The organism is Chlorogloeopsis sp. ULAP01, from assembly GCF_030381805.1.
Lineage (GTDB): Bacteria > Cyanobacteriota > Cyanobacteriia > Cyanobacteriales > Nostocaceae > Chlorogloeopsis.
This window is the reverse complement of record NZ_JAUDRH010000010.1, coordinates 81422-105082: the sequence shown is the minus strand read 5'-3', so window position 1 is coordinate 105082 and position 23661 is coordinate 81422. Positions and strand designations below refer to the sequence as shown.

Here is a 23661-nt window from a genome sequence, read left to right as displayed (position 1 = left end):
AAGCGTGTAAACTATGTAAATAAACTTAACAATATTTTACAAACAAAAAATTATGCTGGCAGCAATTCTTTTTGACTTAGATGGAACGATCGCCAACACCGATCCAATTCACTACCAAGCTTGGCGAAAGATGCTTTTAAATTACGGTTTGGAGATAGATGAACAGTTCTATCAAACCAAGATTAGTGGAAAGACCAATGCTGAAATCATCAAAGACATCTTGCCACAATTATCACCGCAAGCAGGCATAAAATTTGCGGAAGACAAAGAAGCTATGTTCCGTCAACAAGCACAAAATATTCAACCCCTACCCGGATTTACAGAATTATTAGCATGGACAGAGGCACACCAGCTAAAACGTGCCTTAGTTACCAATGCACCGAAATTAAATGCATATTTCATGCTAGAAGTTTTAGGGCTAAAAGAAACCTTCGATATAGTTGTGCTGGGAGAAGATTGCATTGCAGGTAAACCCAACCCCGCACCTTACCAAACGGCATTGAATAAGTTGGAGATAACAGCAGAAAATGCGATCGCTCTTGAAGATTCTCCTTCTGGTATACATTCTGCCGTTTGTGCTGGTATCCGCACCATTGGTATTGTCTCCACTCACAACCCCGATGTTCTCAGGGAGAAAGGCGCATTTATGGTAATTCCCGATTTTACAGACTTGCAGTTGTGGACACTGCTGAATTCACAAATGGAGACAGAATTGGTAAATAGCTCTCTGTGAATAATGAGTTGCGCGATCGCACACGTCTGCATTACAGGCACGGTACACTGTTTGAGTTGACTAATATGAGTTGAGCCAAGCTTTTCTTGAAAATATTGTCCTATGTCGGCATTTTTATTAGAAGTTGGTACAGAAGAACTACCTGCAAGCTTTTTGAGTAGCGCCATAACACAGTGGAAGTCGCTGATTCCCCAAAGTTTAGCAGACAACAGCCTCACGAGTGACGTCGTCGAAATTTACGGTACTCCCAGACGCCTGGCGGTACTCATTAAAGGTTTACCATCTAAGCAAGCAGATCGTGAAGAAGAAATTAAAGGCCCACCCGCACAAGCTGCATTTAAAAATGGTACACCAACACCAGCAGCACAAGGTTTTGCCAAAAAACAAGGTGTGGAACTCGATGCTTTAGAAGTTCGCCCTACTGACAAAGGGGATTTTGTATTTGTGCGGAAAGTCATCCTCGGCCGTAGTGTAGCAGAAATTTTGGCAGAACTTGTGCGAGAGTGGATTTCGCGCTTAGAAGGTAAGCGGTTGATGCGCTGGGGTGACGGAGATTTACGCTTTTCTCGCCCGATTCGCTGGTTGGTAACTTTATTAGATGAAGCAGTATTGCCGATAGAATTAGTGAATGGATCTGAGACAATAAAGAGCGATCGCATCTCTAGAGGGCATCGCATCTTGCATCCAGAGCCAGTAATTATTCCTCAAGCTATTGATTATGTGACTGTGATGCGTTTGGCATCGGTTGTTGTCAATGTTGAAGAAAGAGCAAAGATTATCACCCAAGAAGTCAAAGAGTCAGCACAAAAGTTAAATGGGTATGCAGAAATTTACCCAGATTTGTTAGAGGAAGTTACTAATCTTGTAGAATGGCCATCGGCTGTAATCGGTAAATTTGAAACAGAATATTTAAATTTACCAACAGAGGTAATCACCACTGTGATGGTGCATCACCAGCGTTATTTTCCTGTTTTTAAGACTAGTAATCCTCAAGAATTACTGCCCTATTTTGTCACGATTTCTAATGGCGATTCAGCTAAATCAGATATCATTGCTATTGGGAATGAAAGAGTTATTCGTGCGCGTTTGGCTGATGGCAAATTTTTCTATGATGCTGATTTAAAAAATCCCTTGGACAGCTTTTTACCCCAATTGGCAAAAGTGACTTTCCAAGAAGATTTAGGCTCGCTGCTTGATAAAGTGGGGCGAATATCCAAAATTGCCACGCAAATTGCAGAACAATTGCAAGTAAATGAAGATGAACGCCATCATATTCACCGCGCTGCTTTACTGTGCAAGGCAGATTTAGTAAGTCAAATGGTGTACGAATTCCCTGAATTACAGGGAATTATGGGACAAAAATACGCCTTAGCCAGTGGAGAACCACAAGCAGTAGCAACAGCAATTTTTGAGCATTATTTACCACGAGGTGCAGATGATATTTTGCCGCAAACTTTAACAGGGCAAGTTGTTGGTTTAGCAGATAGATTAGATACATTAGGCAGTATCTTTGGCTTGGGAATGATTCCCACAGGTTCCTCCGATCCTTTTGCCTTGCGCCGGGCAGCTAATGCAGTAATTAACATTACATGGGCGGCTGATTTGTCCATCAATTTACAACAGTTATTAGAGCAAATTGCCACAGACTTTGTTTCAGCCCGCGATAAAAATAAAACAGAATTAGTTGCGATTTTGGAAGAATTTTTCCTGCAACGTATCCGCACCTTACTACAAGAAGAAAAACAAATTGATTATGACTTGGTAAATGCTGTTTTGGGAGAAAATGACCGAGATTACGCAGAAAGAGCCTTAAAAGATTTATTGGATGTACGCGATCGCGCTTTATTCTTACAACAAATCCGTAACGACGGCACCCTAGATAAAATCTACGAAACCGTCAATCGTTCGGCACGTTTGGCAGCCCAAGGAGATTTGGATACAAAACAACTCGATCCAACGGTTGCAGTCAGCCCAGAACTATTCCAAAAGCCGTCAGAAGCAGCCTTTTACAACGCCTTAGTAGAATTGTTACCCCAAACTCAAGCCGCCGGGCGATCGCGCAATTATCAACTGTTGGTAGCAGGGCTAGAAGAAATTGCTCCCACAGTCAGTAACTTTTTTGATGGAGCAGAAAGCGTTTTAGTGATGGATCCCGATCCACAGATCAAGCGCAATCGATTACACTTACTTGGTTTATTGCGTAACCACGCCCGTGTATTGGCGGATTTTGGGGCAGTTGTAAAAAATTTGTAGCCATCATCTATCAAAAGGTAGTGTAAATTGTGCCAATACACGTTACGATAAGGATTGCTTAACCAGGGACTTCTGCTACAGTCTATGCCCAAAGGCCATGTTATTGGATTAGGAAAATCCGGTGTCGCTGCGGCGAGATTGTTGAAACAGCAGGGATGGGAGGTGGTGCTAAGTGATCGCAACACCTCTGCCAACCTGCAAAAACAACAACAAGAATTAGCAACTGAACAAATTACTGTTGAACTAGGGTATTCCCTGGAATTAGATAGTTCAGATTTACCACAATTAATAGTTGTCAGTCCCGGTGTTCCCTGGGATATTCCCGAATTAGTCAAAGTACGAGAGTTGGGTATAGAAACGATCGGGGAAATGGAACTCGCTTGGCGGTATTTACAACCAGTTCCTTGGGTAGCAATTACTGGCACCAATGGTAAAACTACTACTACCTCTTTAATTGCTGTAATTTTTCAAACAGCAGGATTGGATGCACCAGCGTGCGGTAATATCGGCTACGCTGCCTGTGAAGTAGCCTTAGCACCAAAGCGCCCTGATTGGGTAATCGGGGAAATTAGCAGCTACCAAATTGAATCTTCTTCTTTAGCACCACGTATTGGTGTATGGACGACTTTTACGCCAGATCACCTCAGTCGCCACAAAACATTAGAGAATTACTACAATATCAAAGCCCGTTTGCTGCGTAACTCAGAGATCCAAGTATTTAATGGCGATGACGTATATTTGAATAAATTAGGTTTAACTCATTGGCCTGATGCCTATTGGACAAGTATAAAAGGCAAAGATTTCCTGATTGGAGATAAAGGTTTTTACATTGAGAATGGTTGGGTTGTCGAAAAATTAACTGCAACATCTACACCGGAAGCCATTATCGAAGTATCTGCATTGCGAATGGTAGGAGAACACAATCAGCAAAATTTATTAATGTCAGTTGCTGCGGCGCGGTTAGCAGGAATTGATACAGCCGCCATTTCTCGTGCCATTAGTGAGTTTCCTGGTGTTCCTCATCGCTTGGAACATATTTGTACTTGGCAAGGCATTGATTTTATTAACGACAGCAAAGCCACTAACTACGACGCCGCCGAAGTGGGGTTAGCATCGGTTAAAAGTCCAGTCATTTTAATTGCTGGTGGTGAAGCAAAAGCTGGTGATGATACTGGCTGGATGGCACGAATTAAAGCCAAAGCCGCCGCAGTATTACTGATTGGCGATGCAGCACCTACCTTTGCTCAACGCTTGCAAGAGCTTGGGTATGGTAATTATGAAATTGTAGAAACAATGGACAGAGCTGTTCCTAGAGCGGCAGAATTAGCTCAAAAGAATCAAGCAGCTGTAGTTTTGCTATCACCCGCTTGCGCAAGCTTCGATCAATACGCCAACTTTGAGCAACGGGGCGATCGCTTCCGGCAGTTGTGTTTGGAGTGGGTAGGAAATAGTTAAACTTGACTTGTTACAATCAGTGTAAATTGCAAGGATACTACCCACTATGTCTGAAGTCGGTACTGTAGATATCAACTTTCCTGAAATTTCAGACGCAGAAGTTACCTTTCCACCTGGCGATTTATGGAGTGATGAACCCCCTTTGGAAAGTGATTTACACCGCGAGCAAATTGAACTCTTAATTAGTATCCTCAAACTTTGGTGGCGAGAACGCCAAGATTTTTACGCTTCTGGGAACCTAACAGTTTATTATAGTCCCAATCAAAAAAAGTCAGAGTTTTTCCGGGGGCCTGATTTTTTTGTAGTTTTGGGAACCGAGAAAAAAGATCGTAAAAGTTGGGTAGTCTGGCAAGAAGATGGCAAGTATCCCAATCTAATTATCGAAATTATATCAAACTCTACTGCCGATGTTGACAAAGGCTTTAAAAAACAACTTTATCAAGACACTTTCCGCACACCTGATTACTTCTGGTTTGATCCTGTCACATTAGAATTTCAGGGATTTCATTTAGTAGATGGGCAATATCAAGAAATTCAACCTACTCCTGATGGCAAGTTGTGGAGTCAGCAGTTAGGACTTTATTTAGGAGTGCATGAAGGGAAATTACGTTACTTCACACCTGAACAACAATTGATACCTTCTGCTGAGGAATTAGCTGAACAAGAAAAATTACGCGCACAACAAGCAGAGGAACGCTTACAACAAACAGAGCAAGAATTGACTAGATTGCGAGAAATTTTACGCGCCCAGGGAATAGATCCTGAGAATATTTAAGTTTACTCTTCAGTCTCAGTAAAATTTACGCGATCGTAAATATCATTCAAACTAATTTGAAACCGGATAGAACTTAATTCCAAAACAGCTTCTTGGGATTCATATTCAGTTAATAACCATTTTCCTTCAAGTGTTTTGCTGTACTGCATGACATAATATCTTTCTTGATCAATTAGGATATACTCTTTAAACTCAGGGATTGACCGATAGTAGAGAAACTTGTCGCCTTGATCGTAGTTTTTAGTTGATTTAGATAATACCTCAACAATTAGCAACGGATTCATTAGAGTCGTTGTACCTATTTCCGTATAAAGCGGTTCTCCCTCAATTACCATGACGTCGGGATAAGTGTACTGGCGATAACGGGGTATCCACAACCGCACGTCACCGATATAGATATCATAGTTTTGCCCTCTTAAGCCAAACTTCAAGTTAGCAGCAAAATTCAGAGCAATTTTATTGTGATTTGTTGTCCCCCCTGTCATGGGAACGATTTCTCCGTCGCGGTATTCACTTTTGTACTCAGCCGCCTCCTCTAGTGCTAAATATTCTTCTGGGGTGTAGTAGCGTTTGGGGGATTGTACTTGCATAGATGATTAATATAGCTCTATTTCTATTTAAACTTGAAGATTTTAGACTTTGAAAAAATACAGTAGGCTGATGCTTACAGTAAGCCCTTGCACAGTTGTAGTATCGGGAGGCGGCAGCCCACCACCCTCGTTACCAGGTTCAACCTGGCAACGAGAAATTAATCTTAAACAACCACCGCCTCCACAACCGCACCCTGCATTTTCTCAAACGCATCAATCAGGGTTTGCAACTGTTGATCTGCCTTGAAAACCCCCAAACCCCGCACTGTGACTTTACCAGGTGAATAAACAAAACGAGACTTGAGATTTTCTGGTAAATTCGCTGCCAACAAGTTCCAAGCTGGTTCCTCCATCGGCGTTTCTAACACAACGTGCTGTTTGGCTTCTGGTTTAATGCGGCTAAAGCCTAGCTTTTTGCCTAGTTGTTTCAATTCCATCACCCGCAATAATTGATTTGCAGGTGTGGGAACAGTACCATAGCGATCGCTCCACTCAGCAGCAATTTGTTTCAGTTCTTCTTTAGACTTAGCAGCCGCCACCGCCCGGTAGGCACTCACTTTTTGATCAATATCTGGAATATAATCTGCGGGAATAAACGCTGTCAGGTTAAGGTCAATCTGCGTATCATCAACTTTGGGAATTTCTTGCCCTCGGATTTCCCGAATCGCTTCTTCCAGCATTTCCATGTATAAATCAAAACCGATTACATCCATCTGACCGGATTGTTCTGCACCTAGCAAGTTACCAACACCGCGAATTTCCATATCGCGCATTGCTAATTGATACCCGGAACCCAATTGAGTAAATTCCTGAATTGCCCGCAAGCGTTGCCGCGCAGCATCAGATAACGTCCTTTGCTTAGGATAAAATAGCCAAGCATGAGCTTGAATACCTGCACGTCCTACACGTCCCCGCAATTGATATAACTGTGCTAAACCAAAGCGGTGGGCATCTTCAATCAAAATAGTGTTAACTCGCGGAATATCCAAACCAGATTCAATAATCGTGGTACAGACAAGGATATCTGCCTCACCACTGCTGAAAGAGAGCATCGTTGCTTCTAACTCGCTTTCGTCCATTTGTCCGTGAGCGATCGCTATTCTTGCTCCCGGTATCATCTCCCGCAAGTTACCTGCTGTCTCTTCAATTCCTTCCACCCGTGGAACTACGTAGAAAACTTGCCCGCCTCTGTCAAGTTCCTGACGAATTGCGCTACGGATGCTTTCGGAGTTCATCGCTGCCAGATGGGTTTTAATTGGGCGGCGGGATGGTGGCGGTGTGGTAATCAAACTCATTTCCCGAATTCCCGATAGAGACATATACAATGTCCGGGGAATCGGGGTAGCGGAGAGGGTGAGTACATCAATCTGAGTTTTGAGGGTTTTAATTTTCTCTTTTTGGTTCACCCCAAAGCGCTGTTCTTCATCCACCACCAACAGCCCTAATTCTTTGAAAGTAACTTCTTTACCCAAAAGTTGGTGCGTACCCACAACAATATCTAACTCACCCGTTGCCAGTCGTTTTTGAATTTCGCGCCGTTCTTGGGGAGTGCGGAAGCGGTTGAGTAACCCAACGTTAATCGGGTAGGGGGCAAAGCGTTCTTTGAGGGTGTGATAGTGTTGTTGCGTTAGGATGGTAGTAGGTGCAAGGAGTGCAACCTGTTTCCCGGCGGTGACAGCTTTAAAGATAGCGCGAATAGCTACTTCAGTTTTACCAAAACCAACGTCGCCACAGACTAAGCGATCCATTGGGCGATCGCTTTCCATATCCCGTTTGACATCTTGTACAGCCTTGAGTTGATCGGTTGTGGGTTGGTAAGGGAACGAGTCTTCAAGTTCCTGCTGCCAAGGCATATCTGTTGGAAAGGCAAAACCTTTTTGTTGCGATCGCGCTGCATACAATTTAAGCAAGTCCACCGCCAATTTCTTAATCGCTCTGCGGACTTTATTCTTGGTGTTTTCCCAAGCTTTGCCAGTCATTTTATTAAGTTCTGGCGGTTTCTGAGTTGTTGTCCGAAATCGCGACAAAGCACCCACTTGATCGGCTGCTACCCGCAGCAAACCATCGGCATATTGCACTACCAAGTACTCACGGGTTTCGTGGTTAATTGTCAGACTTTCCAACTTGAGGAATTTACCTACACCGTGGTTTCTGTGTACCACAAAATCGCCAGGGCGAAGTTTATTAGGATCTACTTGTTTAGAAGTAGCTTTTCTGCGCTTGCGGACATAGCTAAAAGTCGCGAGACTATGTTGCCCGTAAAATTCACGGTCAGTAATAATAACGATACGGAATGTAGGCAGAATAAAACCTTCTAACTCTGCCATTCCGGAATATTTTAAGGCGATGGGTACGTGATTAATTTGTAGCTTTTCAATGGCTTGATAGTCACGGGGATTAGGTATAAACTGAGCCGGGCAGTCATGTTCTTGTAGTAGAGATACAGAACGACTCGGTTGTGCCGAAATTAACCAAATAGAAAAATTGCGATCGCGCTCTTGTCGTAGTATTTCTGCAATTTTGGCGAAGGAATGAGGCGTTGCTGGTACTCCACGACTGGCAAGATTTATACCTTGATTTTCCTCTGCAAGTTCTGATAAGTATACTCTCTTGAACTCTGCCAACGCAGCCAAACAATCATCAAACCAACGATGAATTTTTGGTAAGGCAATCAAGGCTTGTTCGATGCTTCTGCCTCCATCCTCGTCTGCTGCCTTACTGCCTAAAGCTAACCACTGCTCCTCAGCATTCTCCACCCAGCGATCGCTGTGAGCGTGACACTGTTCTGGCTCATCAATGGCAATCAGGGTATTTTCTGGTAAATAATCTAACAATGAAGCTGGTTCGCGAAAAGCAAGTCCTAAAAAGCGACGACTACCTTCTAAAGATGTACCTGCTTCAAACTGTTCTTGTTCAACTACAGAAAGATAAGTTTTAACTGTTTCTAGCACCTCTTCACCTAAAGCCGATTGAACTACAGGGGAAAAGCTCGTAGGAGTGAGAATCAGCTGCTCAACCTTATCTAACGCAGAACGCTGAGTGGACGGATCAAATTCTCGTATTTGTTCAATCTCATCACCAAACCATTCTAAGCGTACTGGCAACTCAGAAGACACTGGAAATACATCAACAATATCGCCACGGCGGCTCCACTGTCCTTCCGTTTCTACCAGAGGAACCCGCTCGTAACCTAAACTAGTGATTTTTTCGCCAAAACTATCTAGGTCAAACTCTATACCAGACTTAATAGTCAGACAGAAAGGTTTGAAAACTTCTAATGGTGGCAGGTGCAGTTGTAGAGCAGCATGAGTGGCAACAACAGCAATTTGTCTCCTGTCTCCTATCTCCTGTCCCCTATCTCCTGTCCCCTGTCCCCTCACTTGGACTAAATCCGCCAACACCTGCATCTGTCCCCAAGTCATTTCAGTCTCAGGATCAAAAGGTTCGTAGGGAGAGGCTTCGGAAGTTGGGTAAAAATGCACAGTTTGCCATCCCATCGCCTCTAGCTGTGCGGAAAAGCGTCCTGCTTCTTCCAAAGTTGCACAAACCACAAACAAATTCTGCCCCTCAGTTTGAGCCAAACTTGACGCTATCAAGCCTTTTGGCAACCGGGGTATACCATTTAAATGCAAATCTTGTTGTCGATTTAGCTTGTTAATAAGCTCTGTGGTGAGCGGCGATCGCCCTAGAGTACGCACAATGGAAGAAAAAGCCATAAGTTCAAAAAACAGGTGGAAGTCGTTCTAAGCAGCAATGGATAATCATAGCCCCTACTTTAACTATTTTAGAAATGTCAAGGATGGTAGAAGCTTTGTTTGAAAGAGGTAAGTCCCTAGTACAATTACGACTACTGATAGCTAATATACGAACTGTGTTCTTGCTCAATCACCTATGAATAATGACTAATAGCTGTTTTCCCATGTTTTTAGTGTTCTCTAAAAACATCTTGGATACTAGATATTAATTTCAGATTAAAGTTTAAGTATGGTTTGCCGATAGCATCGGCAATTTTTTAAGAATGTCACCAACTGTAGAAATCCTAATTATTTTCCTACTCATCCTCGCCAACAGCCTGTTTGTCATGTCAGAGTTGGCTATAGTCTCAGCACGCAAGGTTCGTTTACAACAGCTTGCAGAGCGGGGAGATCCAAAAGCTCGCGTTGCCTTTGAACTAGCCTCTTCCCCAAATCAATTTTTGGCTACAGTTCAAATAGGGATAACTCTTCTGGGTATCTTGTCTGGTGCTTTTGCCGAATCGACGATTGTTAGGAGATTAGAACCTTTATTGATTCAAATGCCCTGGCTAGCATCCTATTCTGATGCGATCGCTACCGTCATAGCTGTTTTAATTATTACTTATCTGACGCTAATTCTTGGTGAATTAGTACCAAAACGGATAGCTCTCAACAGCCCGGAACCAATTGCTTCGATTGTTGCTATTCCCATGAAATTACTAGCGACAATTACTGCACCATTAGTATATTTATTAAGTATATCAACTGATGCGGTTGTGCGAACTTTGGGTATCAGACCATCTAATGAACCACAAGTAACAGAAGAAGAAATTAGAGTCTTAATAGAGCAGGGTACAGAGGAGGGAACCTTTGAAGAAGCAGAACAAGATATGGTAGAGCGAGTATTTCGGTTTGGCGATCGCCCCATTAGCTCGTTTATGACACCTCGCCCAGAAATTGTCTGGTTGGATTTAGAGGATTCTGTAGAAGAAAATCGACAGAAGGTGATTGAAAGTCCATATTCTCGGTATCCGGTTTGTCAAGGAGGGCTGGATAATGTTTTAGGTGTGATCCCGGTAACTGATTTGTTAGCCCGCAGTTTAACCGGGGAACCGTTAGATTTGACGGTGGGATTACGATCGCCAGTATTTGTACCAGAAAGTACTCGTGGCTTGAAGGTTCTGGAATTGTTCAAACAAACCGTCACTCATATGGCACTAGTAGTTGATGAATATGGTGTGATTCAGGGATTAGTCACTCTTAACGACGTGATGATTGAAATTGTTGGTGATGTTCCTTCCGCCGAAGAACTAGAAAATCCCCAAGCTGTACAACGAGAGGATGGTTCTTGGTTACTAGATGGAATGTTATCGGTAGAAGAGTTTTTTGAACTTTTCGATCTTGAAGAATATCTGCGAGGGCATCAAGGCAACTATCAAACACTAGGTGGTTTTGTGATTACTCATCTTGGCCGTATTCCCTCAGCAGCAGATCATTTTGAATGGCAGGGTATGCGCTTTGAAGTTATGGATATGGATGGTAATCGTGTTGATAAGGTACTAGTAGTACCTAAGCAGAAACAATCCTTGGATAGTAAAAAAGAAGGCTAGTTGAAATAGAGCCTCTTTTAAGATTAGATACTTTATACTACTAGTATTTTCTCCGTATATTTATGGAACAAACTACGGAGAAAATAACTTATTACATACTACTAGGGATGTTGACAGCAACTAGTTAAATTAATAAATACATTAATTAATTTAAGTACAATTTCGGTTTTTGTTTTAGTAAAAAATTTTATATCTTTTGTAAGTAGTGTTGAAAAAACTATAAACCTACAACAGCAGATATTTCCATCCTAGAACTTTTGTCTGCTGTTAAGGTTGCTCTGTCTTATAGAGCAATGCGTTTTTTAGATATCCCTATATCCAACGACAAGTTCAGTTACCTCGGTAAAGCTTTTCGGTGTACACCGAAAAGCTTGTGCTGCCTATTGCTAGTTTTCTTATGGAACAGGAACTGGCGAAATTTTGCATACCAAGGTTTCCTTCGATATCAAAAATTTTGTTTGCGTTTACAAAACATACATACCAATTGCAGTTTGTTTGACAAATTAACACGGGGCTATGCCAACTACAGTCACTTACGAACTGAAACATGAAATTTTGCAGTTGTTGCGTGAATATCAGCAATCTCAATCAGCAGTTATTCGCAATCAACTTGTAAAACTCAATTTTGGATTGGTGAGAAAAGAAGCTCACTATTGGATGAATCAATGCCAAGAAAGCTATGAAGACTTGCTTCAAGTCGGTTGTCTGGGTTTAATTCGGGCGATTGAAAGATTTGAAATATCTAAAGGGCATGCTTTCAGTTCCTTTGCTATTCCTTACATTCGCGGTGAAATTCAACACTATCTCCGAGATAAAGGTGTAACAGTACGCATTCCCAGGCGCTACTTAGCCCTACAACAGCAGGCGATCGGAGTTTCGCGTTCTCTACGAGAAAAATATAATCGCCAACCAACCGATTCAGAACTAGCAGCAGCACTGGAAATTTCTTCCCAAGAATGGCAGGAAATTAAATTAGCATGGATTAATCGTGCTCCTCTCAGCTTGGATGTACCAGTACAAGATGGAGAAGAGGGATCTACCAGCTTGGGTGAACTAGTACCAGATCACCATTACCGTAGCTTTCAGTTGGCACAAGAAGATCAAATTCGCCTCCAACAAGCTTTAGTGAAGGTAGAAAAGCGTACTCGTGAAGTTTTAGAGTTTGTTTTTTTACACGATTTGACACAAAAACAAGTAGCAGAACAGCTAGGTATTAGTGTTGTCACTGTTTCCCGTAGAGTCAAAAAAGGACTAGATTTGCTGAAACAGTTAATGGGTGGGCCTGAAGAGTAACTGACAGCCGCATCTAAAAAATAGTTTTGTTGGACAATGAAGTGTAAAAAAATACTTTGACAACCGGAAAATTAGGTTATAAAGGTATAAGATTTAGCCTTTGATAAAAATTTCCAGTATGTTGACTTCGATAAGCAAATATACCTGTAGCTATAGAGAAAGGTTAATGCACAAAAATTCAAAAATTTTAGCTGCAGCCATTGTGTCTTTGGCGATCGCCTCGTGTGGTTCGGAAGGAGAACAACAAGCGAATAATCCCCCACAGACGAGCAACCCACCAGTGCAAACTCAGCAGCCACAGGCGCAAAAGTTTAACAATCCAGTGGTGCCAGCCAAAGAAACTCCACTAGTTGCGCAAGCAAGTCCTAGCTTAATTCAACCAACAAATGCCACAGAAAGGATTAATTTCGTCTCTAAAGGACGGAGCGATCCGTTTGAGCAAATTGTTAAGCAATATCCCCAGGGACTACCAGATACAAATGCCACATTGAAACCTGTTCCTTTATTGCCACCTCTACCAGCAGTGGTAAAAGTAGCAATAGCACCACAAAGACGCAGTGCAGTTATGTCTGCCAAGATAAACTCACCAAATACAGCTAAATTAAATCCAGCAAATACCAAAGTCAATCGCAATCCTAGCTTAACTTCTGTGTTGCCTCGTGTACTACCACAGGTTATCCCCGATCAGAAACTCAAAGCTGCCTTACCTCCCTCTCCACAACCTGACTTAGCAAAAGCAGTAGTTGTTAGTGGTGTAGTCTTACTTGGCAATCAGCCTCAAGCAATTATTAAAGTACCCAACGAACCAACAAGTCGTTACGTACAGCCAGGACAGCGATTGGCGAACGGAGTGCTAATTAAACGTATTGAAATGAATGAAGGTTTAGAACCGATCGTTATTCTGGAACAATATGGTATAGAAGTTGCCAAAATGGTTGGAGAAGTACCTGCTGGTAGCCCAACCGCAGCGACTACAACAGCAGTTGCCCCAAATACGGTTTTGGAAACATCACCAACTCAGAATCCACTTGCGATCGGATCTTCGTAAACAATGGATACAAAAGAAAAAGTTGAATTTGCTAGTTTACCCTTAGCAGTTTATCGAGAAATAGCAGCTCATTTACGTCAAGTCGAAGGGATAGAAGTGAGTTTAATTCCCCAATCTTCCCAAGAGTTTGACTACAGCCAAAGTCAAATCAGTGGCTTGTGGATATCATATCCTTCTGATTCTAATTCCCAAAGCCGACAAAGGATAGAACAGATTTTGACCTACTATCGCAATCACTACATTGTTTAATCACTCAGATATATAAGTCGAGATATTTTGGGTTGAGGTCTCTCCACCCAAATTTTTTATATTGCACAATATAAGGTACTAGGTATTGGCGATTGGGTAATGGCAAGAAGAGGACACACCGAATGCGGGGAAATCTGAATGACGTTCTTCCCTTGTGCCTATCTACGCTCTTGCGCGGAGCGAATAAGTGTAAGTAGACGCTTGCGCGGCTACTGCCTTCTGCCTTTTTCACTGCCAAAAATTATCAGTTTAGTGTTTGAATTGAAACAATGTATCAAGTTATAAAATTGAAATTTGCTGAGGTAAACTGGCAAGCAAGATCAGGGAATAATGACAACAACGGCTTTACAGTCTAGGCGTCTATTAAGATGGAAAACTGGCAATTTCTGATACAGAAACAGGGCGATCGCTCTTGGCATCTCCTGGAATCGCCAAAGCTAGAGATTTTGGAAGGTAGGTATAGAGTTGTGGCTCGCTCCAACCTTACCAATACCAATGTGGAAGTGCGGATAACTCACAGTTCAACTAATAATCATGGGGAATTACCATCGAAACGACGCATTCATAAGCGATCGCGCCGCACTAATGCAGAAGGCTTAATGGCGGTAATTCCTTTTACCCTCCTCAAGCCTGGCTTATGGGATTTGCAATGCTCGTGTGATCTAATGTCGGACTTGCTCGGTAAACCCTGGCAATACAGCGTTCAATTGCAAGTTCTGCCTCAGGTAATAAATGGGGAGATAGGAAACGTAGGGGTAGCGCCTTGTACCTGCCCTGAAAATGGGGAGAGATCTGCGATCGTCAAACAAACTAAAAGTACTACTGAAGATGCTATTATCGATCAACCTGTCAGCCCCGTGTGGCTCCAAGGAGAGACAGCACAACAAATTTTACAAAATCTGATAGATCTAGCTTTACCTTCTTCAGAAACTTTTTTAGAAGACGAGAAGACTGCTAATTATCCTCTAGTTATTCCAGAACTACCGCTACAAATCATTCTGGAAGAGGAAACATACATTGCTCGTTGGGGACAAACACTTAGCCTTAATGGGTGCGTACAACCAAAAGAAACGACTAATCTGCCAAAAATATACGCTGGGCAGGTGCGGCTCGAATTGCGCTTGCCTCACGGTTTGAAAATATTAACTCATCAGGTACTACAAAACTTAAGTGAAAAACCGCTGCCATTTTCCATTAGCTGCTCTATAAAAATTCCGGCTGAGTGCGAATCCAAACTTATTTTGGGTAATATCAGTTTACACGGCACACTTAGTCCTGCAAGTGAAGCGGTATTACTAGCTAGTCAGTCTTTTACAATTACAGCAGATATTACAGAATTATTAGCTCTGGGTGCCTTAGTCAAAAATCGTGAACTAGAAGACTGGCAAGAGCAAGCCAAAACACCATCTACGCCACCTATCGACGCCAAATCATCAGAGCCACCAATAAAGTTGGGTTTGGAACTTTTCAATATAGTCAAAACGAAAAAAATTGCTCAATCACCAATTCATCCCGCCCCAAAAATATCTCTCCCACCGCGTCTCAAGCCTCAATCATCTGACAATTTAGAGGGTTGCCGTTCACCTCAATTACCAAACTTTTCACAACTCAATAGTCAAAGTAATCAAAATACTGCTAATGTTTCCCAATCATCGATTCAATTGCAGCATTTGAAACAAGAAGAGACTCTTACCATTGTTGAGCAAGTCACAAGAATAGATACTACTTTTCCATTTTTAAAACGGGTAAAAAACTTGCCAGGAGAGCAAAAAGATATTTGTCATGAAGGGACAACCCTGGACTTATGTATATCTGAGGAAGGTGAAAATCAAGACATAAACATAACGCCTAATGAAGATGTAGCTCAATCAGTTACAGAGCAAGGTACAGAACACAAAGATGACTCTTTTGAAGACTCTGTTGCATTAGTTATCCCATCAAGCTCACATTTATTGACGGTGCAAAATCCCTATGTCTCTCCCTTGATTGTGAAGTGGATGCACAACAATGGATACTCTTTATCCGAACCTATCGACGTAGAATATGAAGACTATAATACCCACACTCCCACTCCACAAGAGCTACCCCAGGAACAATTTTCACTAACTGTTAATCCCGAATTTTTATTAGAAGATAGCAATTTGTTCATAACGTCAGACTTAGAGCTAAAAGCGGAAGAAAATGAGGAGGCTCCCCTCACACTCTCCCTTCCTCTTCTACCATCACCTTTTGTTGCTTCTCCCTTATATCAACTACCGCCTCTTCGTCATCCTAAAACACCACCAATTTGGTTAACGCAAGAAATTGTTGTAGATGATACATACAGCCAAGTGAAAGTTACTGCCCAAGTGAATGCAAAAGTCGGTTACTCTTCTGTTGAAGAAGAAAAACACATTTTGCCAGATATACCAATTGCTCTGCCAATAACTAGCAACATTACAGAGCCACTACCAACTCCGCAACTGCATTTACCCGAAGGTGAGTTGATCTCTGGAAAATCTGTGAGGGTGCGCATACAAATGCCTTGTACACATCCTGGTATTGCTGTTAAGTTATGGATAGAGGATTGCCAAATGCGCTGGTTGTTAGATGGGCCGCGTTTATTTACAAATTTATTGCCTAATTCTTTGGGAGGATTAGAAGTTATTACCATAATCCAGATTCCTTTTGGCTGTTTAGAAATTCGTTTTGAAGCGATCGCACTAGATGTGGCAACTCAACAAGAAAGCGATAAAGCCACTCTCACGCGAGGTGTGATTCCAGAAGACTTACTAAGTTTGCAGCGAGATGAAATGCTGGATATATAAAATGCTTGTGTAAAAAATTGCTAGCCAAAATTTGTTAAACTCCTGTTTACAGAAGGCCTTACAGTGTTAAAAATCTTTAGAATTTACAAAAATAGGCTGAATTTGCAGTAAGCTCATTTTGAATCGTAGTGTGGTTTAACAGGAATATTTACTATGGCTGCTTCATTTTTGCCTTCTATTTTCGTTCCTTTGACTGGTCTAGTTTTTCCATTTGTAGCAATGGCGTTTTTGTTTGTATACATTGAACGCGAGGATCTAGTCTAAATTAGTCTTTTTTATTCTTTAGTAGATAGTGGTTAGTGGTCAAAACTACCTATGATCTGCACGGGCGGGTTTAAAAAATAAATTATCGGTGGTAACCGTTCATATCATCAACCAAACCCTCCCCTACTACCTACTAACAAAAACACAAAAATGATACCGCCCGTCTCTATGAGATAGGCGGTTTTTTCATACTGATTTTTAAACCAGTGCTAAAAAATTCGAGACCGTTTTTATGCGGCTCATGCCAATTTTAAACAGATGAGCCAATTCCGGCATAGGCTCCATAGAAGAAAATGCCTACAACCGTAATTACACCTAAGCCCGCGATTGTCGCAACAACCCACAAAGGAATTCTCCCACTTTCAGACACTGTATTCTCCTCCCTAAACAAAAAAATCAACGCAGGTTAAATAAACAAAAATTAATACCAATGCTTCCAGTTAGTTAAAGAAGTAACTGGAAAACAAAATCCCCAGAACAAAAACTAATAGCAGTCCCAGGTATAAAGAAGTCCGGTTTAATTCAACCGGCTGATTATTAGGGTTGGTGTTTCTTTCCATTGTTCTCTCCTAGCGTTGAATGAACTGCATTGCGGCGATCGCGCCCAAAAAGAATACAGTAGGCACAGCTAGGGTGTGAACTGCCAGCCATCTGACGGTAAAAATTGGATATTGTACTGGTTGGTTAACGTTGCTGCCGCTAGTCATAATTTCAAACTACTTTGCAATAAATTCTTCAACTTGTTGTTTTGCATCAAAACGGTTATTCACAATCGGCAATTCTTGCCGTTCTTGGGTGTAATATTCGTTCGGGCGAGGTGTGCCAAACACATCATACGCCAAGCCTGTACTCACAAATAACCAACCTGCGATAAATAAGGCAGGAATGGTGATGCTGTGAATTACCCAATAGCGAACGCTGGTAATAATATCCGAAAACGGACGTTCTCCAGTACTACCTGACATTTAGATTCCTACCTCCGTCATCTATTGTTAATTAATTTATTATCCTACAAAGTTAAGAAAGAGTTACAAGTTGCAACTTCTTTCTCATAATTAGGAGTTAATACCTGTGTTGTTACCTAAGCTGCTTCTGATTTGGCAGTAGGTGCAATATTGGGTTGATATTTAAGTAAGATCCCGCGATCGCCAATTACAAATCCTTGTTCTGGTGATAAGAAAACTATTTTGTAAAAATTGGCAGGCACATTTTCAACATCACGGTCTTTTTCCCAAGTTTTGCCACCATCAGAACTCTTTAATAAATTGGCGCTGCCACCACTGATCCAAATTTCCTCAGGCGTGCGATATGCCAAATCAAGCAAACCCCAACTAGTAGACACTTCTGGATATTGCACTTCCAACCATTTGTCAGGGTTAGCTGGATCGCTAAATTGCACCTGCCCCCCCCGTGCTAGCATCCACATTTGTCCACTTTCTGTAAAGCCCATGTTTTCCACTCGTCGGGAACTATTGCGGTTGTGAGGTACCCAAGCATTTACACCTGGTTCCCAAGTTGAGTAAAAGTTACCTTTGGCAGAAACAGCAACGTATTTGCCATCAGCAGAACGTTCCATATTTCGCACTACACCAACTGCTTCTTCCACTTGCGCTTTCCAGTTTTGACCTCCATCTGTTGTCTTGTATATTGCTCCTACATCAGTAGCCATTTCAGCTGTTTTGGCTCCTAGCGCTAGAACATTAATCGGATTACCTGGTAACTTTTCACTTAGAGGGATGCGCGACCAAGAATTACCTTCATCAGTGCTATGCAGCAACAGAGAAGGTTCACCGACAATCCACCCTTCTTTGGCAGCAAAACTGACAGAGTTAAAGCGATATTTGTCGTCATCTAGTTGCAATTTTATTGGTTGCCAGGTATTGCCACCGTCTTTGGTTTCCAAAAGTGTAGCGTTACTACCTACTAAATAGCCGTGTTTAGGATTGTCAGTAAAGGCTATATCCAGTAGTTTTGCTTCTGTCGGTACGGAAATGACTTCCCAAGGGTTGTAACTTGTTGAAGGAACATTACTACAACCAACACACATTAAAACAACAGCAAATAAGGCAAATATTCGTTGCCAGATTCTCACTTTTGAGCGCATTTTTGTATTTATTAGTTTTTTGTTAATTTGTCTAGAATTTCCTGTGGGTAGGGCAGAACCCTACCTAAACTCTTAAAAACGTGACTTATTGCAAGCCATAAAGACTCATGAAAAATAAGAAACCAAGAGCCAAAGCACCAAAAATCAAAAGACTTTTTTGAGTTGGCGTCAAATTATTGACACCCAAACCATAGCCGAGATTTTCTTGGAAGCCAGAAGCTTTACCCGCAGGGCCGATATTGGTGAAAGCGTTCTTCTTGGCACTGCAAACTGGACAGCGCCAATTCAAGGGCAGTTCTGCAAAAGGCGTGCCTGGGAGAATGTCATTTTTTTCATCTCCCTTATTCGGTTCATAGACGTAACCGCAGGCACGACACTCGTAGCGGTCTAAAACTGGATTTTCAACAGCTTGGTCGCTCATAGCCGTAGCATGGGTGAGGGTCAAAGCTTAAACTTACGTTAAAAATTATGACATAACTGTTAGGTTTTTCTATCACTGACAAAAAGGAATCAAATTACCTTTAGTCTGTTTTCCAAATTTCAGAATAGTCAAATCGATATAATGTAAAAGAAGGTAACAGAGTTATTAGCACTATATAGCGGTAGATATTCATTGTGTTTGTCCTTAGCGGTTACGAGTACCTTCTAGGCTTCTTAATTATCTGTAGCCTAGTGCCAGCCTTAGCTCTATCTGCGTCCAAGCTCCTGCGGCCTAGCGGTCGCAACCCAGAACGGCGCACTACTTACGAATCGGGCATGGAACCTATTGGCGGAGCCTGGATTCAGTTCAATATCCGCTACTATATGTTTGCCCTAGTATTCGTCGTGTTTGATGTGGAGACAGTGTTCTTATATCCTTGGGCAGTTGCTTTCCACCGTCTGGGCTTATTGGCATTTGTTGAAGCACTAATTTTTATTGCAATTCTTGTAGTTGCCCTAGTTTATGCATGGCGTAAAGGAGCATTGGAATGGTCTTAGATGCTAATTTAACAGCGAAAGATGTGGAACAACAGCAAAAAGAGCGCATTCTCAGCCCAATTGGGCGTCCGACAGTGACTCAAGAGTTGTCAGAAAATGTCATTTTGACAACAGTTGACGATCTCTACAACTGGGCGCGACTTTCTAGTCTTTGGCCTTTACTGTTTGGTACCGCTTGCTGCTTCATTGAGTTTGCTGCTTTAATTGGTTCCCGATTTGACTTTGACCGCTTCGGATTAATTCCCCGTTCTAGCCCTCGGCAAGCCGATTTGATTATTACAGCAGGTACAATCACGATGAAGATGGCTCCTCAACTGGTGCGTCTTTATGAACAAATGCCTGAGCCAAAGTATGTGATTGCAATGGGGGCTTGTACAATTACTGGTGGAATGTTCAGCGTAGATTCACCTACAGCAGTGCGTGGAGTCGATAAACTGATTCCAGTGGATGTATACTTACCCGGTTGCCCACCACGTCCAGAAGCAATTATCGATGCAATTATCAAGTTGCGGAAGAAAATAGCTAATGATTCGATCCAAGAGCGTGGTGTAATTAAACAAACCCATCGCTACTACAGTACGACTCACAACATGAAGTCAGTACCCCAAGTCCACACTGGTAAATATTTGCTCTCTGATACTCGCGTTACACCACCGAAGGAATTAACAGAAGCAATCGGGTTGCCTGTACCTCCTGCTCTGTTGACTGCGAAGAAGGAGGAGACAAATCGTGGCTGAAGAATCAAAACCAGTACCAGTAGAGGAACAATCCTTAGTCAAAGCAGGCAAAACTTCTCAGTGGTTGACGGAAAATGGTTTTGCTAATGAGGCCTTAGCACCTGATGCAAATGGGGTAGAGATAATTAAGGTAGAACCTGATTTTTTGTTACCAATTTGTACTGCCCTTTATGCTTACGGGTTTAATTATCTTCAGTGCCAGTGTGGTATTGATTTAGGCCCTGGACAGGATTTGGTCAGTATGTATCACTTGGTCAAAGTCAGTGATAATGTTGATCAGGCAGAAGAAGTACGTATTAAAGTTTTCTTACCTAGAGAAAATCCCAGAGTGCCTTCAGTTTACTGGATCTGGAAGACGGCTGATTGGCAAGAGCGTGAATCTTACGATATGTTCGGGATAGTCTATGAGGGACACCCAGATTTGAAGCGTATTTTAATGCCAGAAGATTGGGTTGGTTGGCCTTTGCGTAAGGATTACGTTTCACCTGACTTTTATGAGTTGCAAGACGCTTATTAGAGCGTGTAGCATTTTACCTTCCTACCCCTCTTTTGTTGCACAGAGGGGTAATTGATTATTTAGGTGCAGATTAACTAAAAAACAGGCTAATTTAATTTTTTTTGCTAAAGCTTACATAATTTAAGTATTTGTGAGCGTCTTTTGAAAAAATATGAAGTGATTCGTAAACGTCCATCTGTGAAACAAAAGTAATTAGAAATATCGCCAAAGAAGAAGTAAAAGATAGTTCAAGTTAATACACAAGATTATTGTTAGGAGTCATAGTAGCTGAAAATTTTACTTAGCTTATCTCATCTCACACTCCTAACTCGCGTAGCGTAGCTTCTACCCTAGTGACACTGTCATATTTACCCTGTTGTTCGTACAAGTCCCGTGCTTTTCTAAAAATAGCGATCGCTTCTTTCGCTTTACCTTGCTTTTTTAACATAGCTCCTCGCAATTCATAAACTTGAGGATTTTTGGGAGCAAGCTTCACTGCTTCCTCGTATGCCCACTGTACACTTTTGTAGTCTCCAAGTCGCAGCAGAATAGTTGCTAATCCTACATAAGCATTAACGTTACTACGATTCATCTGGATCGCCCGACGATAAGCTTCTTTGGCTCTGGCATTATCTCCTAAGTTGCCACTAACGTAGCCAAGAGCATATTGATAATCACTATTATTGGGATTGAGAGCAGTAGCACGACGATAAGCGTTTAAAGCTGCTGAATAATTTCCTTGCAATGCATATAAATAACCGATGCCAGAATAAATAGAGGCATTTTTTGGCTCTAATTCTGCTGCTTGTTGATAAATTGCGATCGCACGATTGTAATCACCAGCTTGCACTAAATTACGCCCTTCTTGCAAAAGTTCCTTGACTTGTGCGCTACTTTGATTTTGTGCAAGCAAAATTTGAGCAGAAGCCGACAAAGACATTGTTACGGCAATGCTTCCTACAAAGAAAACTTTAATTAAGAGTAGTGTTTGTCTGTACACAGCAAAATACCCTGGTCTTTATGCAACATTTATAAAGTTCCGTGATTTCTTGTCCATTAAAACAAAAATCTTCAGCTTTGCAAACTCTATTAATTAACTTTTACCAAAGATTTATAGCAGTGCAATATTAATTGACTGCGGTCAATACTAACACAGTTAGTTTTTTTTGATACTTTTTCTGAATTAATTATAAAGAATGGTCTACAGAAATTATTGAATTAACTGACTGTTAGAAGTTATGTAACAGAAAATTCATATTAGGAATATATGCCGTTCAGACATTGCCTTAGGCGATTACTTGCAGGAGTTGCTAAATGCCTACTGTAGTTACAGTCTGTCCATTAGTAGGTAAAAGACTATGTCTATATACTGTCTAAAAATTGATGTTTAAGATTTAGCTATACCTGCCTAATTATCTTCAATACACAATCTAAAATTGTACTTTTTAACCATGTATAATTATAAACTTGAAAGCAAAATATTTATAGCTAATAAACCCCATCAAAGCCACTAATGCTAGAGGTTGAGACAATATATATTTACTAATTTACCCAGTAGTCTACAGCAGTAAATTTAATTCAGTGAAATAAAGCTAGATAGATATAATCTATAGCTTATCAAAAAAATAAGACAGAACAATATTCTGCAAAAATATGTAACACATTCATTATTATTATTTAACTATTTGATTCTCAATTCCTAACTTCTATATTTTAAGTAGGGCTATATAAATTTACTGAGTTATAACACTAACGCTGACAAAAACGATTTTGTATTTCTCCTTAGTGTGTATGAATTCTAAATTAACATGAGTTGATAGTTGGGTTTTTAAGGGTAATCTATGATTTTAACTACCACTGATGTCATTCAAGGTGTGATTGTTGATTCATACTTAGGTATTGTAACGGCAGAAGTTGTTTATGGTAGCAATTTCCTACGAGATTTTTTTGCTAGCTTGAGAGATATTATTGGAGGACGCACTGGCAGCTACGAGCGCCTCTTTGAAGAAGGTCAAAGAAAAGCACTAGCAGAATTAGAACAACGAGCGCTTCGTTTAGGTGCAGATGCTGTTATTGGTATTGAAATTGACACTGGCACAATCAACGTTGATCAATCGGGTGTTCTGTTGTTAATTACCGCGACAGGAACTGCTGTAAAGATACGTTAAGTAGTAAGAATGACTTAGTATTAATACCAGTTTTTTAGTTAGCCAAAAATAATTAAGCTTAACTATACATAAGTTGGTATTAGTACTTTTTTCGAGCTTTGGCCATGGGAGACTTCAAGGGACAGCTTACTAACAATCAAGCTGATATTTATCAAAAATCATTTTGGTTTTATGCATATTGCTGTCAAATAGCTTAATAATGCAATGTAATTTTTAAACTTATTTTGAGTAACTGTCTAATTATTTAGACTTTACTTTTTTTAATATTTCATCAACCCTAGTAGTTCTTAATAACGTTGATATTATATACTTGAAAAGCAGCTTGTATCTAATGTAATAAAAGCAGTATATGTTTTATTGCTAAAGA

23 protein-coding genes are annotated in these 23661 nt (G+C 41.2%); 14 read left to right on the top strand and 9 right to left on the bottom strand.

The annotated features are described in order from the left end of the window. Positions 1–52 precede the first annotated feature (52 nt). The 4 genes from QUB80_RS20220 (at position 53) to QUB80_RS20205 (ending at position 5216) form a co-directional block, all read left to right on the top strand. Entirely contained in the window at positions 53–733 is a 681-nt protein-coding gene (locus tag QUB80_RS20220) for an HAD family hydrolase (RefSeq protein ID WP_289791308.1), read from the top strand. Positions 734–835: 102 nt separating this feature from the next. Beyond that, positions 836–2986: a glycine--tRNA ligase subunit beta gene (gene glyS, locus QUB80_RS20215; protein WP_289791307.1), complete on the top strand. Its 2151-nt coding sequence runs from the start codon at positions 836–838 to the stop codon at positions 2984–2986. Positions 2987–3070: 84 nt separating this feature from the next. Then, positions 3071–4441 (top strand): UDP-N-acetylmuramoyl-L-alanine--D-glutamate ligase, encoded by a 1371-nt coding sequence (gene murD / locus QUB80_RS20210; protein ID WP_289791306.1) that lies wholly within the window; start codon positions 3071–3073, stop codon positions 4439–4441. Positions 4442–4487: 46 nt separating this feature from the next. Next, positions 4488–5216, top strand: a complete 729-nt coding sequence (locus QUB80_RS20205; protein WP_289791305.1) for a Uma2 family endonuclease — start codon at positions 4488–4490, stop codon at positions 5214–5216. A 2-nt stretch (positions 5217–5218) separates the two neighbouring features. Here the strand turns inward: QUB80_RS20205 and QUB80_RS20200 are convergent, their stop codons facing one another. Next, entirely contained in the window at positions 5219–5806 is a 588-nt protein-coding gene (locus QUB80_RS20200) for a Uma2 family endonuclease (RefSeq protein WP_289791304.1), read from the bottom strand. Positions 5807–5970: 164 nt separating this feature from the next. Further along, positions 5971–9522 carry a transcription-repair coupling factor gene (gene mfd / locus QUB80_RS20195; RefSeq protein ID WP_289791303.1) on the bottom strand — a complete coding sequence of 1184 codons (3552 nt, stop codon included), beginning with the start codon at positions 9520–9522 and terminating at the stop codon, positions 5971–5973. 302 nt (positions 9523–9824) lie between these two features. Between mfd and QUB80_RS20190 the strand changes: the two genes are divergently transcribed. From QUB80_RS20190 to psaI, 6 genes are all read left to right on the top strand, one after another. Continuing rightward, positions 9825–11150, top strand: a complete 1326-nt coding sequence (locus tag QUB80_RS20190) for a hemolysin family protein (protein WP_289791302.1) — start codon at positions 9825–9827, stop codon at positions 11148–11150. 516 nt (positions 11151–11666) lie between these two features. Further along, positions 11667–12443 (top strand): RNA polymerase sigma factor SigF, encoded by a 777-nt coding sequence (locus tag QUB80_RS20185; protein WP_289791301.1) that lies wholly within the window; start codon positions 11667–11669, stop codon positions 12441–12443. A 166-nt stretch (positions 12444–12609) separates the two neighbouring features. Continuing rightward, on the top strand, positions 12610–13491 hold the full coding sequence (locus QUB80_RS20180) for a hypothetical protein (protein WP_289791300.1): 882 nt from the start codon (positions 12610–12612) through the stop codon (positions 13489–13491). Between the two features lie 3 nt (positions 13492–13494). Beyond that, the gene (locus QUB80_RS20175; protein ID WP_289791299.1) at positions 13495–13740 is read left to right on the top strand and encodes a hypothetical protein; all 246 of its coding nucleotides are present in this window, start codon (positions 13495–13497) and stop codon (positions 13738–13740) included. 368 nt (positions 13741–14108) lie between these two features. Beyond that, the gene (locus tag QUB80_RS20170; protein WP_289791298.1) at positions 14109–16547 is read left to right on the top strand and encodes a hypothetical protein; all 2439 of its coding nucleotides are present in this window, start codon (positions 14109–14111) and stop codon (positions 16545–16547) included. Positions 16548–16700: 153 nt separating this feature from the next. After that, positions 16701–16811, top strand: coding sequence for a photosystem I reaction center subunit VIII (gene psaI / locus QUB80_RS20165; protein ID WP_016876452.1), 111 nt, complete (start codon positions 16701–16703; stop codon positions 16809–16811). Between the two features lie 250 nt (positions 16812–17061). Here the strand turns inward: psaI and QUB80_RS20160 are convergent, their stop codons facing one another. The 6 genes from QUB80_RS20160 to QUB80_RS20135 form a co-directional block, all read right to left on the bottom strand. After that, positions 17062–17181 (bottom strand): photosystem II reaction center protein J, encoded by a 120-nt coding sequence (locus tag QUB80_RS20160; protein WP_289791297.1) that lies wholly within the window; start codon positions 17179–17181, stop codon positions 17062–17064. Between the two features lie 70 nt (positions 17182–17251). Next, the gene (psbL, locus tag QUB80_RS20155) at positions 17252–17371 is read right to left on the bottom strand and encodes a photosystem II reaction center protein PsbL (protein WP_071588463.1); all 120 of its coding nucleotides are present in this window, start codon (positions 17369–17371) and stop codon (positions 17252–17254) included. Positions 17372–17380: 9 nt separating this feature from the next. Further along, positions 17381–17518 (bottom strand): cytochrome b559 subunit beta, encoded by a 138-nt coding sequence (gene psbF, locus QUB80_RS20150; RefSeq protein WP_016876451.1) that lies wholly within the window; start codon positions 17516–17518, stop codon positions 17381–17383. A gap of 9 nt (positions 17519–17527) precedes the next feature. Continuing rightward, positions 17528–17776 carry a cytochrome b559 subunit alpha gene (gene psbE, locus QUB80_RS20145; RefSeq protein WP_016876450.1) on the bottom strand — a complete coding sequence of 83 codons (249 nt, stop codon included), beginning with the start codon at positions 17774–17776 and terminating at the stop codon, positions 17528–17530. A 116-nt stretch (positions 17777–17892) separates the two neighbouring features. Further along, a complete protein-coding gene (locus QUB80_RS20140; protein ID WP_289791296.1) occupies positions 17893–18915 on the bottom strand; it encodes a photosynthesis system II assembly factor Ycf48 in 1023 nt (340 codons plus the stop codon). An 85-nt stretch (positions 18916–19000) separates the two neighbouring features. Next, positions 19001–19336 (bottom strand): rubredoxin, encoded by a 336-nt coding sequence (locus QUB80_RS20135; protein WP_289791295.1) that lies wholly within the window; start codon positions 19334–19336, stop codon positions 19001–19003. 194 nt (positions 19337–19530) lie between these two features. Between QUB80_RS20135 and ndhC the strand changes: the two genes are divergently transcribed. Genes ndhC through QUB80_RS20120 form a run of 3 tightly spaced genes read left to right on the top strand, consistent with a single transcriptional unit; the run spans position 19531 to position 21147 of the window. Continuing rightward, on the top strand, positions 19531–19893 hold the full coding sequence (gene ndhC, locus QUB80_RS20130; protein WP_289791294.1) for a photosynthetic/respiratory NAD(P)H-quinone oxidoreductase subunit C: 363 nt from the start codon (positions 19531–19533) through the stop codon (positions 19891–19893). Beyond that, positions 19884–20630: an NADH dehydrogenase subunit K gene (locus QUB80_RS20125; protein ID WP_289791293.1), complete on the top strand. Its 747-nt coding sequence runs from the start codon at positions 19884–19886 to the stop codon at positions 20628–20630. The genes ndhC and QUB80_RS20125 overlap by 10 nt, the downstream gene beginning before the upstream one ends. Beyond that, a complete protein-coding gene (locus tag QUB80_RS20120; protein ID WP_289791292.1) occupies positions 20623–21147 on the top strand; it encodes an NAD(P)H-quinone oxidoreductase subunit J in 525 nt (174 codons plus the stop codon). The genes QUB80_RS20125 and QUB80_RS20120 overlap by 8 nt, the downstream gene beginning before the upstream one ends. Positions 21148–21442: 295 nt before the next feature. On the opposite strand, the gene QUB80_RS20115 is transcribed toward QUB80_RS20120, so the two are convergent. Next, entirely contained in the window at positions 21443–22066 is a 624-nt protein-coding gene (locus QUB80_RS20115; RefSeq protein WP_289791475.1) for a tetratricopeptide repeat protein, read from the bottom strand. A 901-nt stretch (positions 22067–22967) separates the two neighbouring features. Here QUB80_RS20115 and QUB80_RS20110 point away from each other — a divergent pair. Continuing rightward, entirely contained in the window at positions 22968–23294 is a 327-nt protein-coding gene (locus tag QUB80_RS20110) for a YbjQ family protein (RefSeq protein ID WP_289791291.1), read from the top strand. The last annotated feature ends 367 nt before the right edge of the window (positions 23295–23661 follow it).

Excerpts from the sequence above, each read along its gene's own strand:
- QUB80_RS20115 (WP_289791475.1), bottom strand. The coding sequence starts at position 22,066 with ATGTCTTTGTCGGCTTCTGCTCAAATTTTGCTTGCACAAAATCAAAGT.
- QUB80_RS20125 (WP_289791293.1), top strand. The coding sequence starts at position 19,884 with ATGGTCTTAGATGCTAATTTAACAGCGAAAGATGTGGAACAACAGCAA.
- mfd (WP_289791303.1), bottom strand. The coding sequence starts at position 9,522 with ATGGCTTTTTCTTCCATTGTGCGTACTCTAGGGCGATCGCCGCTCACC.
- QUB80_RS20140 (WP_289791296.1), bottom strand. The coding sequence starts at position 18,915 with ATGCGCTCAAAAGTGAGAATCTGGCAACGAATATTTGCCTTATTTGCT.
- QUB80_RS20180 (WP_289791300.1), top strand. The coding sequence starts at position 12,610 with ATGCACAAAAATTCAAAAATTTTAGCTGCAGCCATTGTGTCTTTGGCG.
- QUB80_RS20175 (WP_289791299.1), top strand. The coding sequence starts at position 13,495 with ATGGATACAAAAGAAAAAGTTGAATTTGCTAGTTTACCCTTAGCAGTT.
- QUB80_RS20220 (WP_289791308.1), top strand. The coding sequence starts at position 53 with ATGCTGGCAGCAATTCTTTTTGACTTAGATGGAACGATCGCCAACACC.
- QUB80_RS20200 (WP_289791304.1), bottom strand. The coding sequence starts at position 5,806 with ATGCAAGTACAATCCCCCAAACGCTACTACACCCCAGAAGAATATTTA.
- QUB80_RS20190 (WP_289791302.1), top strand. The coding sequence starts at position 9,825 with ATGTCACCAACTGTAGAAATCCTAATTATTTTCCTACTCATCCTCGCC.
- psaI (WP_016876452.1), top strand. The coding sequence starts at position 16,701 with ATGGCTGCTTCATTTTTGCCTTCTATTTTCGTTCCTTTGACTGGTCTA.
- QUB80_RS20135 (WP_289791295.1), bottom strand. The coding sequence starts at position 19,336 with ATGAGCGACCAAGCTGTTGAAAATCCAGTTTTAGACCGCTACGAGTGT.
- psbE (WP_016876450.1), bottom strand. The coding sequence starts at position 17,776 with ATGTCAGGTAGTACTGGAGAACGTCCGTTTTCGGATATTATTACCAGC.
- QUB80_RS20205 (WP_289791305.1), top strand. The coding sequence starts at position 4,488 with ATGTCTGAAGTCGGTACTGTAGATATCAACTTTCCTGAAATTTCAGAC.
- psbL (WP_071588463.1), bottom strand. The coding sequence starts at position 17,371 with ATGGAAAGAAACACCAACCCTAATAATCAGCCGGTTGAATTAAACCGG.
- glyS (WP_289791307.1), top strand. The coding sequence starts at position 836 with ATGTCGGCATTTTTATTAGAAGTTGGTACAGAAGAACTACCTGCAAGC.
- murD (WP_289791306.1), top strand. The coding sequence starts at position 3,071 with ATGCCCAAAGGCCATGTTATTGGATTAGGAAAATCCGGTGTCGCTGCG.
- QUB80_RS20185 (WP_289791301.1), top strand. The coding sequence starts at position 11,667 with ATGCCAACTACAGTCACTTACGAACTGAAACATGAAATTTTGCAGTTG.
- psbF (WP_016876451.1), bottom strand. The coding sequence starts at position 17,518 with ATGACTAGCGGCAGCAACGTTAACCAACCAGTACAATATCCAATTTTT.
- QUB80_RS20110 (WP_289791291.1), top strand. The coding sequence starts at position 22,968 with ATGATTTTAACTACCACTGATGTCATTCAAGGTGTGATTGTTGATTCA.
- QUB80_RS20170 (WP_289791298.1), top strand. The coding sequence starts at position 14,109 with ATGGAAAACTGGCAATTTCTGATACAGAAACAGGGCGATCGCTCTTGG.